Origin of the sequence: Nakamurella sp. PAMC28650 (assembly GCF_014303395.1) — a bacterium.
GTDB lineage: Bacteria > Actinomycetota > Actinomycetes > Mycobacteriales > Nakamurellaceae > Nakamurella.
The window spans coordinates 104,544-117,295 of sequence record NZ_CP060298.1 but is presented as its reverse complement, the minus strand read 5'-3'; the positions used below and the strand labels follow the sequence as shown (position 1 = coordinate 117,295).

Genomic DNA, 12,752 nt, shown 5'->3' with positions numbered 1-12,752 from the left:
ACGAGGTGTTGGAAGAGGGATTTCCCGCTATGCCTGTCTCCCCTGACGGATCCGCCCGTCCCGTTGTGCCCCCGCCGGGCCGGTTGTCACGTGCGGAGTGGCGGAGCTCCGCAGTGATCATGGTCGTCATCCTGGCCATGAACGCGGTGGCCTGGGTCGTCCTGCTCGGAGTGGTTGCCCCGCAGCATCTCAAGCTGGGTGAGCAGGTGTTCGGTGTCGGGCTGGGTGTCACGGCCTTCACGCTCGGGATGCGACATGCCTTCGATGCCGACCACATCGCGGCGATCGACAACACCACCCGGAAGCTGCTCGCCGACGGGAAACGGCCGGTGTCCGTTGGGTTCTGGTTCGCCCTCGGACATTCCACGGTGGTCTTCGTGCTCGCTGCGCTGGTGGCGTTCGGCGTCCGTGCGGTGGCCGGCCTGGGCAGCGAGAGTTCCGAGGCGCACCAGATTCTCGGGCTGGTCAGCACCTCGGTGTCGGGATTGTTCCTGCTGCTGATCGGTTTCATCAACCTCCTCGCCCTGTTGGGCATCGTCCGGGTGTACCGGCGGGCCAGGTCCGAGGGCTACGACGCGCACGCCCTTGACGCCGCACTGGACGATCGCGGCTTCATCACCCGCATCCTGCGGCCGCTGATGTCCTCGATCAGGCATCCGGCGCAGATGTATCCGATCGGGCTGCTTTTCGGCATCGGTTTCGACACGGCCACCGAGATCACCCTGCTGGTGCTCGCCGGCAGCGGTGCCGCCGCCGGACTGCCGTGGTACGCCGTCCTCGTGCTGCCCCTGCTGTTCACGGCAGGCATGAGTCTGTTCGACACCTTGGACGGCGCCTTCATGAACGTGGCCTACCGCTGGGCGTTCGCCAATCCGATCAGGAAGGTCTACTACAACCTCACCATCACGGGGCTCTCGGTGGCGGTGGCGCTGCTGATCGGCAGCATCGAGCTGATCGGGGTGCTGCACCACCGGTTCGAGATCAGCAACCCGGTGGTCGACTGGATCGCCGGTATCGATCTGGGCAACGTGGGCTTCATCGTGGTCGGGCTGTTCGTGATGGTCTGGGGGGCCGCGATCGCCTACTGGAAGCTCGCCCGGGTCGAGGAGAAGTGGTCGCTGCCAACACCTCTGGAGTCAGCAGTGGCGCGCCCGGGTACCGAGCCGCCCTGACCACTCGAACCTGCTCCTGCGAGCCGGACCCGACGGAGCCCGGTACGCCCCGCGGGCGAGCCGCACTGTGCGACGCAGATCTCTACCCGGACCTCAGGTCCGGACCCGGTGGTTGACCTCACCAATACGCTGGTCTGCGTGACAGAACAGATGGTGACCACCGCCGCCGACCAGCAGAGCAACGATTCCCCCTCCGGCGCGCCGCGGCCCGGCTTCGCGGGCCGGACGCCGACGATGGTGGTCGGCCTGCTGGACGGGCGCCTGGTGCCCTCGACCGTGCCGCTCCTGCGCCCGGACGATGCCGGCGTCACCAGAGGGGACGGCGTCTTCGAAACCACGCTGGTCCATGCCGGCACACCTCGGGATCTCGAGGAACACCTTGCCCGGATGGCCATCTCGGCCAGGATGACCGACCTGGTCCTCCCGGATCCGATGGACTGGCAGCGCGGCATCGACGCGGTCCTCGATTCCTGGTCCGGCGGCGACATGGTGCTCCGACTGATCGCCACGCGCGGACCGGAACATGGCGTTCCCACCTGCTACGTCACCGGAAGTGCAGTCTCGGAAACCGCTGTGCGGCAACGGGTGACCGGTGTCCGGGTACTGCTCCTGGACCGTGGATTCAGCGGGCCCGCCGCGGCCGCCGCTCCATGGTTGCTGGCCGGCGCCAAGACGCTCTCCTATGCGATCAACATGGCGGCGCTGCGATATGCCTCGGCTCACGACGCGGACGACGTCATCTTCATCGGCTCCGACGGGGGCGTGCTGGAGGCGCCGACGGCCACCGTGGTGCTCCTGCGGGGCCGCACCCTGCTGACCCCCCCGCTGGAGGGCGTGTTGGACGGGATCACCGTCGTTCGCCTGTTCCGAGCCGCACAGGACGCCGGATGGTCCACCGCCTACCGAGCGCTGACGCGCGACGACCTGCTGGGGGCGGACGGGGTGTTCCTGGCCTCCAGCATTCGGTTGCTGACGCAGGTGACGAGCATCGACGGATCACCCCGCGGTGACAGCTGGCGATCGAGCGAACTGCAGGGGCTGCTGGACTGCCCCTGAACCGGGGCCGGCAGTGCGCCGGAAACGCCGCTGGGGTGACGGTCCTGGGAGAGGACCGTCACCCCAGCGGGTTCCAGTGCAGCGGTCACCGGGTCGTCCCGGCCACGATCAGCTGGTCGGCGGTCAGCCGGTCGGCGGTCAGCCGGCCACGATCAGCTGGTCGGCGGTCAGCCGGTCGGCGAGATGCTCGTCAGCCAGCCGGTGTTCGGCACGCCGACGCCGGTGACGTCGTCCCAGCCGGGGACCGTGGTCAGGCTCGAGTCCTGGTTGAAGGTCCGGATGGAGTAGAGCAGGCCACCGCTCGCGTCGGTGCCATTGGCGAAGTCGACCCGGACGTTGCCCACGTCCTTCGGCTTGCCCGCCACGTCGGTGAAGGTCCCGGCCTTGACCTGGCCGTAGATGATCGGGTTGAGGAAGCCGAGACCACCTCCGGCGTGCTGGATCAGCAGGGCCGTCATACCCGCGAACAACGGCGAGGCCAGGCTGGTGCCGCCGATGCGGTACTCGCCGTAGTGCACGCCGTCCGGGAACGTCTGGGTCTCGCCGATCAGCATGCCGGTGGTGGGATCGGCATCCATCGCGACGTCCGGAACGGCGCGGCCGGGGGGAGCTGACGCCGGCACGACGCCATTCTGGTAGGCCGGGCGGTTGAACAGGGTCGAGAAGCCGCCGCCTGCACCGTAGGAGAAGCCGCGCGAGGTCCAGGTGTTGGTGGAGGACAGCGAGTACTTGTTGGTGCCCCAGCCGGTCTGGAACGCCAGCGAGCCACTCGCGTCGATGGCCGTGGACGTTCCGCCCACTGCCGTGACGTACGGATCGGACGCGGAGGAGTCCGACTGCTTGATCCCGGTGTTGGCCAGTTCGTCGCCGTTGTCCCCCGAGGAGAAGAGGAAGCTGATGCCCTGCAGCGCACCCTGCATGAAGACCGCCTCGTTGGCGACGATCGAGCCGGTGCTCAGCGCGCCGTCCGGCTCACCGTAGGAGTTGCTGACGACCTGGACCTGGTTCTGGTTGACCACCTTGGTGATGGTGGTCAGGAAATCGCTGTCCAGGCAGCTGGCCGCGCCGTAGTAGCGGATGTTGGCGGCGGGAGCCATGGCGTGCACGGCTTCCACGTCGAGGGACTGCTCGCCGTACCAGCCGGACGCATCGCAGAGGTCCTGGTTGGTGAACGTCTTGGGAACGACCTGCTTCAGCTGTCCCTTGAGGTAGGAGCCGTCGCCGTGTCCGGTGGCGTACTGGTTGGCGTCGGCAGCCAGCGTCGGCGACTGGTAGGCATCGACGATGCCGACGGTGACGCCGGTTCCGTCGAGCACGGTGCTGCCTTCATAGGCCGCCCGTAACTGTGGACCGGTGTAGCCGCACACCGCGAACGGCAGGTACTTGCCATTGAACTTGGGCAGTGGGGTCTTGTAGTCGGCCTGGAACTTGGCCGTCAGCTGCCCGTAGGACTGGGAGCACGGGCGGGCGTTGTTGAAACCGGTGGGCGGCGGGGCGGGGGCCACCGCCTGCGCCTTCATGAGCGACGGCGTGGTGTCGATGCCGGTCACGGTGAGCACGGAGGCGGCGACGGCGGCGGGGACCGTCAGCGGCGTGGTGTTCGCCTGGACCGTCATTCCGTTGTGGGTGTACCTGGCGATCGTCGTGCTGAATGCCTTCTGGGCCTGGGCGGCCGTGCCGCTGACCTGGAGGTAGGAGTTGTATTCGGCGACCGACCGGACCTTGAGGCCATCACTGGCGAGCCAGCTCCGGACCGAGGCGACCGTCGAGGCGCTCGGGTCGTAGGTGCTGTGATAAGTGGCCGGGGTCAGGAACTTCCGGTAGTTCGCGGAACCAGGAGTGGACACTGCCGCGACAGCCTTCTGCACGGCGGCCGTACCGCCGCGCGGGGTGAGGTAGACCCTGAAGTCGACCGCGCTCGCGGTGCTGACGGCGCCCAGATGTTTCGCACTGCCCAGCCACTGGGGCGTGCTGTTCGGGACCGGATGATGGCCGGCTGCACTGGGTGTCGCGGTGGCCGCGGTGGCCACACCCCCCTGACCGAGTGCCGCAACCGCCAGCGCGCTGGCCGCGGCGAACACGGTAATACGTCCACGCAAATGCATGCGCTATCCCTTCGGACGATGATCGGCCCCGCGGCCGGGAGGGTCACGGGTCGCCGAGACTGCCTCCGACAGCCGATACCCACGGCCCCGTCACCGTCAAGGGCCTTCAGGCTTCCTCACCATTCGTGGGCCCAGAGGCCCTCGGATCACGCACGGCTGTGGGCCGAACGAACGTAATTTGCTTACCTAATCACCCATTCGGCTGACCCTTCGAAACACCCTAACGAACTCATTACTATATCCGGACAATTCGGTCAGAAGAGCGATCGGCCGCATTATTCCCCGAATTTGCAGGACCAGGCCGATGATTTGCGGCTGAGGAGAGCTTGCACGCCTGGGCCGGTTGGCCCGTCGCTGCCCGGATCGGTCGGCCGTTGTCGTGACCGGCGCCACCGACGGATCAACGCCCGGCGGCGGGTCCGCCCGGGTGGCCGGCGCCGGAGAGGACGAGGACTTCGAGGTCTGCCGGTCGCCAGATCACGGCTCGTCGCGTTTCCGGGCCGACGGCGATTGCGGTGACCAGGGTGCAGCTCTCGAGCCCGGGCCGGTCCGATGCTCGGATCGCCGCGCAGGAAGTCCATCCGGGCGCAGGTCCCGCAGCATGGCCGGCGGCGGTACGGCCAGCACCGGACAGCGGGAATGTTGCAGACAGAAGCGGCTGACCGACCGCCGCTGCAGCCGGGCCAGCGGTCCCTGACGTCCAACGCCGACCACCAGGAGGTCTCCGGGACGGTCCGCCGCGTCGACCAGTGCGGGGCCGGTGTCGGAACGGCTGATCAGACAGCGCACCGAGAGGTCCGGAGGCAGGCCGCCCATCGCCTCGGCGAAGGCGTCGAGCAGCGCTGTCCCGGCCTGTGCCCGCCACACTTCCATCAACGGCGGGCACGGGCCTCGTCGATAGGTGATCTCCCCGCCGACCGGCGTCCAGGCCCGGACCGCGAGCAGCTCGGCCCGCTGTTGCCGGGCCTGCGCCACCGCGACGTGCAGAGCAGCCGAATTGGCCAGACTTCCACTGACGCCGACCACGACCCTCTTCGGCGGCTCCCCCATCATCGCCCGTACCTCTCTTCTTCGTGTCGAGGGCAGAACCACTGGTCCGACTCCGTAGGACCGGTCGAGAATCCCGACAGGGACTAGTTTCCGGCCAGACCCAGATCGCGTCGCATCAGATCGTCATCGGTTTCGCGTCTGATCAGGACCTGGGCCCGCCCGCCCCTGACCGAGACCACCGGAGATCGGCGGACCATGTTGTAGTTGGAGGCCATCGAGTGTTGGTAGGCGCCCGTGCAGAGCATCACCAGCAGGTCACCGGGCCGGATGTCAGCCGGTAGTTCGGCGTCCTGGACCAGTACGTCGCCGGCTTCGCAGTGCCGGCCGACGACGGTGGCCGGCACGGCGCCCTGATGGGTCGCCCGGCCGATCAGGCGGACCGTGTAGCTGGCGTGGTAGAGGCTGGGCCGGGGGTTGTCGCTCATCCCACCGTCCACGGCGACGAACAGGGCTCCGTCAGCGGTCCGCTTCACCGTGATGACCCGGTAGAGGGTGACGCCGGCGCGTGCCACGATCGCTCGTCCGGGTTCGATCGTCATGCGCGGCAACGGAAATCGGTTCACCAGGCAGGCCCGGTCGATGGTCTCCCGCAGCGCCGCCGCGAGCGGGCCCGGTGCCAGTTCTGGATCCCCGGCGCGGTAGGCGACGGCGTGGCCGCCGCCCAGATCGAGCTCGGGCAGCACGACCCCGGTGACATCCCGGATGTGTGCCATGAGCGCGATCATCCGGCGGGCAGCCTCGAGATAGGCTTCCGGGTCGGCGATCTGGGATCCGATGTGGCAGTGCAGACCGGCCAGTTCCAGTTCCGAGTGGCTCAGCACCCGCCGGACGGCCTCCAGCGCAGCCCCGGAGGACAGCGAGAAGCCGAACTGCTGATCCTCGCGGCCGGTGTCCACCGATCGATGGGTGTGCCCGCTGACACCGGGAAGTACCCGCAGCAGCACCTTCTGCCGGCGATGTCCATCGCCGGAGTGACCAAGAGCAGCCAGTTGGCTGATCTCCGTCCGGGAATCGACCACGATTCGCCCGACGCCCGACCGGTGGGCGTCGGACAGTTCCTGGGGGCTCTTGGCGTTGCCGTGCATGAGGATCCGGTCCATCGGCACTCCGGCTGCGCCCGCGAGAGCCAGTTCGCCGCCCGAGCACACATCCAGATCGAGGCCCTCGTCCATCATCCATCTGGCCATCGTGCTGGTGAGGAACGCCTTAGAGGCGTAGGCGACAGCACCGCCGGCGAACGCCCGCCGGTACTCGGCCGCGCGTTCGCGCACCTCGGACTCGCTGATCACCTGCAGCGGTGTTCCGAATTCCTGCGCGAGTGCGACCAGGCCGACGCCGTCCAGGAGGACCTCATGCTCGTGCCCGTACCCGGTCAGCAGCGGCCATGGCGTCCCGTCTGCGAAATCTCCTACCAGGCTGTGGTTCTGGTGGATCGACACGGCGGTCATACCCCCACCCGCCCGGACAGCAGAGTGGTCTCGGTCTCGGCGGCGCCCCCGGCGTGGCGAATCGCCGAGATGACGGCGTGGATTCGCCGAGCATCCCGACACGTCACCCGCAGTTCGTAGTCGAAGTTGCCGGTGCAGCGGAAGACCTCGGTGATCTCCGGTCGTCCTTCCAGCCATTCCTCGAACGCGGCGCATCGGCCGGACGTACTCAACCTGACCCTGACGGTCGCGGACAGGACCCCGCCGAGCATCGCGGGATCCAGGCTTGCGTGGAAGCCGGTGATGACACCGTGATCGCACAGTCGGTGGACGCGGGCCGCGGTGGCGCTCACGCTGAGCCCGACCTTCTGGGCCAGCAGAGTGATCGACGCCCGGCCGTCCTGCACGAGCAGCGCCAGCAGTTGTTCGTCGACCGCCTCCAGCCGGTGGTCGGCCGTTGATCGGTGGTCGACGACCGGCCGCAGGGCGACGCCCCGGGTTGACGGGCGGTCGGTATCGTCCTCGACGGCAAACGCCCATGTGCAGAACTGGTCATCTCAGGCCACCGCAGGCGTACGGGTCCAGGCGGATCCGCGCGCGGCGACGACGGCGGAGGCAACCCGCGGATCGCTGTCCGTCCGGACCACCCTGCGAGAATCGGGCTTCAGGGTGGCGACCGCCGGACCGACGAAGTCGGCGTCGACCTGGATCCGGCTGATCCCGATCGGGGCCAGTGCGGCCCGTAGAGCCATTTCAGACATGGTCGTCCAGACCTGACCGACCCCCATCGCACCGGCCAGACGGGCGGCACTGGTGAAGGCCAGGCCCGTCCGGTCGCCCGGCGGCAGGAGTGCCGTGCAGATGCTGACCACATCGGCCAGCCGGGTCGGGTGGATCGGAACGAAGAGAGTGTCCGGCCTGTCGTACATGGTGCTGGCGATCCTTCTTCTGCTGTCAGATGTGGCTGCGGTCAACGCGAGTGGCCGCGCCGACAACGTCACGCTAGGTCGGTTCAGCAGACACCCGAGATCTGCGGACCACATCTGTACGCCTCAGCACCGGATCTTGACGAGTCTTTGACGGCTCGTCGGTTCGGTCACTGCTCCGCTCTCGACGACCTCAGCCCTTGACGGCCCCGGCCCCGGCACCCCGGACGAACTGCCTCTGGAAGAGGAAGAACACGATGGCGACCGGGATCGTCATCAGCAGTGCGGCGGCCATCTTCAGCGGGAACTGGTTTCCCGAACCCAACTGCCCGGACGCCAGACTTGCGACGCCCTTGGTCAGGGTGTCCAGCTTCGGGTTCTGCGTCGAGACGATGAAGTGCGACAGCTCGTTCCAGGACCCTTGGAACGACAGGATGGTGAGGGTGATCACCGCGGGTCGGGCCATCGGGAGCACGACCGACCAGAAGGTGCGGAACACCGATGCCCCGTCGATCCGGGCGGCCTCTTCCACCTCGACCGGGATGTTGATGAAGAACTGCCGCATGATGAAGATGCCGGCGGCATCGGCGAGCAACGGGACGATCATCCCGAAGTAGGTGTCGTACATGTGCAGTTGCACCAGCACCAGGTACTTGGGGATCAGCAGCACCACACCCGGCACCGCCATGATCGCGATGAAAGCACCGGCGATCGCGGACCGCCCGCGGAAGTGCAATCGGGCCAGCGCATATCCGGCCAGGGAATCGAAGAACACCCTGCCGGCCGTCACGCAGACGGTGACCACCACGGAGTTGAGGAACCAGCGTGGGAAGTCCGCCTGCGAGAGCTTGCGGAACGCATCGAGCGTCCAGTTCGTCGGGATCGGGTTGAGCGAGTTCGCGCTGGCGTCCGCGTCGGCCTTGAACGACGTACCGATCTGCAGGATGAACGGGAACAGGTAGATCATCGCGAACACGATCAGGGCGAGGTAGAAGATCCACGCGGTCTTCACCCCCCGGCGCGTGCTCGGCGCCGAAGGGGCGCCGGTGAACTTGCGGCCGGTGAGTGTGGTGCTCATCTGGACTTCTCCCATGTTGCGATGCGGTGGCTCCGGGGAACGTTCTTGCGATCGCGCATCACCAGGCGCTGGACGAGGGAGAACACGATGATGACGGCGAACAGGATGAACGAGATCGCAGCGCCCTGGCCCCATTTCCCGTTGGTGAACGACGTCTGGTAAGAAAGGAAGGCCGGCGTCATCGTGGTGTTCTGCGGCGAGCCCTGGCTGATGATGAAGACCTGGTCGAACATCTGCCAGGAGCCGATCAGGCCCAGCGTGATGACCAGGAAGAAGGTCGGCTTCAGGGCCGGCACCACCACCCGGCGGAAAGCCTGCCAGTCGCTCGCTCCATCGACCTTGGCCGCCTCCATCATGTCCTCCGGGATGTCCTGCAGGGCGGCCAGGAACATCAACATGAACGTCCCACCGGTGGTCCAGATCGCCAGCACGATGATCGTGCACATCGCGATGGAAGGGCCGGAGAGCCAGTCCCAGAAGGTCACGCTGAGGAACTTGTGCGCCGAGAGCCAGCCGGGTGCCGTGTCGACGCCCACCGCCCCGAGCAGAAGGTGGCCGACGCCGCGCGGATCGGCGAACCAGTTGGGACCGTTGATGCCGAACCAGGCCAGGATCGCGTTGATCGCTCCGCTGGCCTGGAACATGAACATGAACACCAGGGCGATGGCGACGGAGCTGGTGACGGACGGGAAATAGAAGGTGGTGCGGAAGAAACCTTTGCCGCGCAACCTACGTCGATTCAAGACCAGGGCAAGGACCAACGCGAGCACGGTCTGCAGCGGAACCACCAGCAGCACGTAGTAGAAGATGTTCCGGTAGGCGGTGCCCATGTTCTTCTGGGAGAGGCCCTCCTTGCCGAGCAGTGCGTCGTAGTTCCTGAAGCCGACGAAATTGGCGCTGAGCGGTGAACCCTTGCCCGACCAGTCCGACACCGAGACCCAGAGCGAGGCGATCACCGGCAGGATCAGGAACAGCAGGATGATGATCAGCGACGGCGCCACGAACATCCAGCCGGCGCGTCCCTGGTTCCTGGAGGGCGAGCCGCCGCGTCGGCCTGCGGGGGGCGCCGTCGAGATCTGTTCGGTGGGTGGGATGTTCTCGATCTTCGGGGTGAAATCGATCGACATGACTGCTCCTGGAATGCAGGGATGGACGGCCGGGGGTGGACGCGAGGACTGCTCGGTAGTGATGGACCAGCTCGTCATGCCGCCGGAAGAGTATGCAGCACAGTGGGTTCGGCTACGAAAGGCAGGAATCGGCTCCGGGCCCGGTGGGGCGATGGCGCCCCACCGGCCCGTCGACGATCAGCTTCAACTACCGCCCAGCGCCGTCTGCAGGTTGCTCTGGACCGAGTCGAGGATGCTCTTGGGGTCGCTGTTGGGCAGCCCCTGCAACTGTGAATTGAAGTCCGTCATCACATCGGTGATGCCGGGGGCGTTCACCACGCCCTTCGCGTAGGCGACGCCGTTGACGAACGGTGCATTGGTCGGATTCTGCGCGAGGTAGGCCGATGCCGCCGACTTCACCGACGGGATCACGCCGAAGGCCTTGGCGAAGGCGAGCTGCTGCGCCGTGCTGGTGAGGTAGGCGACGAAAGCTTCGGCCTGGGCTGCGTTCTTGGTAATGGCCGAGATGCCCCAGCAGTTGGTGAAGGACAACGTGCCCTTGGCGCCGCTCGGACCGGTGGGAAGCTCGGCCACCTTGTACTTGACGCCCGGGTAGTCCTTCGACATCGATCCGAGCAGCCAGTTGCCCTCGATGGTCATCGCAGCCTCGCCCTTGCCGAAGGCCTCGCCGGCCCAACCGGCCCCGAGGTCTTTCGGGAACTTCAGCGAGCCGTCGCTGTAGAGCTTCTTGACGTAGGTCAGTGCGGTGACGTTCTGGTCGCTGTTGACCGTCGGCTTCCCGGCGGCGTCCACCAGGTAGGAACCGCTCTGCACCATGAAGGCGTCGAGGCGATCACGCTCTGGCGAGAGGGAGATGCCGGCGACCTTGCCGGCGGTCAGCTTCTTGGACACCGCCTCGAGCTGGTCCCAGTTCTTCGGGATGTCGGCGTCGGTCAGGCCGGCTTTCGTCCACAGGGCGGTGTTGATGAACAGGGCCAGGGTCGAGAAGTCCTTCGGGGCACAGTAGAACTTGCCGCCGTAGGTGAACGAGGTCTTCAACGCCGGGTAGAAATCAGCCGCATCGGGCAGCTTGTCGGCGTAGGCCAGCAGGTTGCCCGCCTTGGCGTAGTTGGCCACCTGCTCGGCCCCGAGGTAGAAGATGTCCGGTGCCTTGCCGGACGAGAAGCCCTGGGCGAGTTGCTGGGTCAGATCCTGGGCCACCGTCACGGTGGCCGTGGAACCGGAGGACTTGCCCCAGGCGGCCGCGGCGGCATCGACCGAGTCCGTCTCGGCCTGTCCGGAGGACCCGATCAGGACGCTCAGCTGCGCGGCGGGGAGGGGCGCTCCGCCCCCGGCCGGGACCGATGCCGAAACCGCCGACCCCGCGGGCGAGGACGCGGCCGGACCGGAGGATGTCGAGGAACCGACTGCGGCAGAGCTGGAACTGTCGGCGGCACCGGACGTACCGGACGATGCCGCGGTGGTACTGCTGCAGGCGGTACTGATCAGCAGCACGGCCAATCCTGCGGCGGCGAACGCGGTTCGCCCGAGATGTTTTGTCCTCATTGACTTCTCCTCGAAGTGGTTGGTGTACAGCTTTCGGGTGGTGGGATGGGAGGGGGGAAGGTCTCGCGAGGTGGTCCCGGTGGCGGTTCGCTGGGACGTGCCGGGTCCGGTGCGGACTGCCGTCAGGGGAGAAAGGCCGCGGAGGATGCTCTGGTCACGAGCGTGGGAGGCAGCAGAACGTGCTCCGGTGGCCCGTCCGCCGGCTTTTCCAACAGGGCTGCGATCAATCGCGCTGACTGTAGCGCCACCTCGACGAGTGGTTGGGCCAGCGAGGACAGGCCGCTGACCTCGCTGATGTCCGTGTCGTCGAAGCCGACCACCGCGATCTGCCGGCCGACTTCCATGCCGCGAGCGGTGATCTCGGAGATGGCGCCGAGGGCGAGCACATCGGAGGCGCAGACGATGGCGGTCGGCTGCGTGTGGTCCAGCAGCGCGGCGGCCGCAGCGCGTCCCTGGTGCGCGTCGTTGACCGCCCTCGACGGCTCCAGAGCGGGCAGGCCTGCCGCACTGATGGCACCGGCCCAGCCGGCAAGCCTGTCGCCGCCGACCCCGGAGCTGTCCGGCCAGCCCAGGAACCCGATCCGGCGGTGACCGTGGGAGATCAGATGTTCGGTGGCGGCGCGGGTGCCGGCGGCCCCGTCCACGTCGACCCAGGGGTGATGACCCGAGTCGTCCCACGGGCGGCCGAACGTCACGCACGGTACTGCGGCCCCGGACAGGTAGGAGGTCCGCTCGTCGCCGGGATGGGTACCGGTCAGCACGAACCCGTCGATGTCCCACCCGTCGAGAAGTTCGTCGTAAGCGCGGATCTCGGCAGTGTCGTCGTCGGCCGTGTACAGCATGATCCGGTAGTCCAGTGCACCGGCCGCATCGGTCAGTGCATGCAGGAACCGGTCGAAGACAGCGTCGGTGTAGCGGTTGGGGATGCGCAGGCCCAGTACGCGTGAACGGCGCGTGCGTAGCTGGGCGGCGGCTCGGTGGGGTCGATAGCCGAGCTGGGTGATCGCGGCGTTCACCCGGCTGGCAGTGTTCCCGCGGACCATCTGGGGAGCGTTGATCACGTTGGACACCGTCTGCTTGGACACCCCGGCCAAGGCCGCCACCGAACCGAGAGTGGCCCGGGGGGCGGCGCTGCGGCCCACAGCGCCGGCAGCGGGCCGACGGGACGCCGGCGCTGCCCCCGCGCCCGGCGGCTCGCTGAAGTCGGTCATGGCATCTCCTCGTAGAGAGCCCCGAACGTGGTGTCCCGGGCTCCTTGGATCGATC

General features: G+C 67.4%; 11 protein-coding genes. 2 read left to right on the top strand and 9 right to left on the bottom strand.

Translation table 11 applies throughout. The features are described 5' to 3' along the window. Positions 1 to 29: 29 nt before the first annotated feature. Together H7F38_RS00475 and H7F38_RS00470 are read left to right on the top strand one after the other, a co-directional pair. On the top strand, positions 30 to 1,172 hold the full coding sequence (locus tag H7F38_RS00475; RefSeq protein ID WP_187094385.1) for a HoxN/HupN/NixA family nickel/cobalt transporter: 1,143 nt from the start codon (positions 30 to 32) through the stop codon (positions 1,170 to 1,172). Positions 1,173 to 1,310: 138 nt separating this feature from the next. Further along, positions 1,311 to 2,228, top strand: a complete 918-nt coding sequence (locus tag H7F38_RS00470) for an aminotransferase class IV (RefSeq protein ID WP_222618346.1) — start codon at positions 1,311 to 1,313, stop codon at positions 2,226 to 2,228. 167 nt (positions 2,229 to 2,395) lie between these two features. On the opposite strand, the gene H7F38_RS00465 is transcribed toward H7F38_RS00470, so the two are convergent. The 9 genes from H7F38_RS00465 to H7F38_RS00425 all read right to left on the bottom strand — a co-directional run bounded on the left by H7F38_RS00465 (position 2,396) and on the right by H7F38_RS00425 (position 12,697). Continuing rightward, entirely contained in the window at positions 2,396 to 4,333 is a 1,938-nt protein-coding gene (locus H7F38_RS00465; RefSeq protein WP_187092389.1) for a protease pro-enzyme activation domain-containing protein, read from the bottom strand. A gap of 477 nt (positions 4,334 to 4,810) precedes the next feature. Then, a complete protein-coding gene (locus tag H7F38_RS00460) occupies positions 4,811 to 5,386 on the bottom strand; it encodes a universal stress protein (protein WP_187092388.1) in 576 nt (191 codons plus the stop codon). Between the two features lie 80 nt (positions 5,387 to 5,466). After that, a complete protein-coding gene (gene lysA / locus H7F38_RS00455) occupies positions 5,467 to 6,831 on the bottom strand; it encodes a diaminopimelate decarboxylase (RefSeq protein ID WP_222618345.1) in 1,365 nt (454 codons plus the stop codon). After that, entirely contained in the window at positions 6,828 to 7,217 is a 390-nt protein-coding gene (locus tag H7F38_RS00450) for an Lrp/AsnC family transcriptional regulator (protein WP_187092387.1), read from the bottom strand. The genes lysA and H7F38_RS00450 overlap by 4 nt, the downstream gene beginning before the upstream one ends. A gap of 150 nt (positions 7,218 to 7,367) precedes the next feature. Continuing rightward, positions 7,368 to 7,739 carry an SAV_915 family protein gene (locus H7F38_RS00445; protein WP_187092386.1) on the bottom strand — a complete coding sequence of 124 codons (372 nt, stop codon included), beginning with the start codon at positions 7,737 to 7,739 and terminating at the stop codon, positions 7,368 to 7,370. 190 nt (positions 7,740 to 7,929) lie between these two features. After that, positions 7,930 to 8,814: a carbohydrate ABC transporter permease gene (locus tag H7F38_RS00440; RefSeq protein ID WP_222618344.1), complete on the bottom strand. Its 885-nt coding sequence runs from the start codon at positions 8,812 to 8,814 to the stop codon at positions 7,930 to 7,932. Then, on the bottom strand, positions 8,811 to 9,941 hold the full coding sequence (locus tag H7F38_RS00435) for a carbohydrate ABC transporter permease (protein ID WP_187092384.1): 1,131 nt from the start codon (positions 9,939 to 9,941) through the stop codon (positions 8,811 to 8,813). The genes H7F38_RS00440 and H7F38_RS00435 overlap by 4 nt, the downstream gene beginning before the upstream one ends. Positions 9,942 to 10,124: 183 nt before the next feature. After that, positions 10,125 to 11,486 (bottom strand): extracellular solute-binding protein, encoded by a 1,362-nt coding sequence (locus H7F38_RS00430; RefSeq protein WP_187092383.1) that lies wholly within the window; start codon positions 11,484 to 11,486, stop codon positions 10,125 to 10,127. Between the two features lie 122 nt (positions 11,487 to 11,608). Continuing rightward, positions 11,609 to 12,697: a LacI family DNA-binding transcriptional regulator gene (locus H7F38_RS00425; RefSeq protein WP_187092382.1), complete on the bottom strand. Its 1,089-nt coding sequence runs from the start codon at positions 12,695 to 12,697 to the stop codon at positions 11,609 to 11,611. Positions 12,698 to 12,752 lie beyond the last annotated feature (55 nt).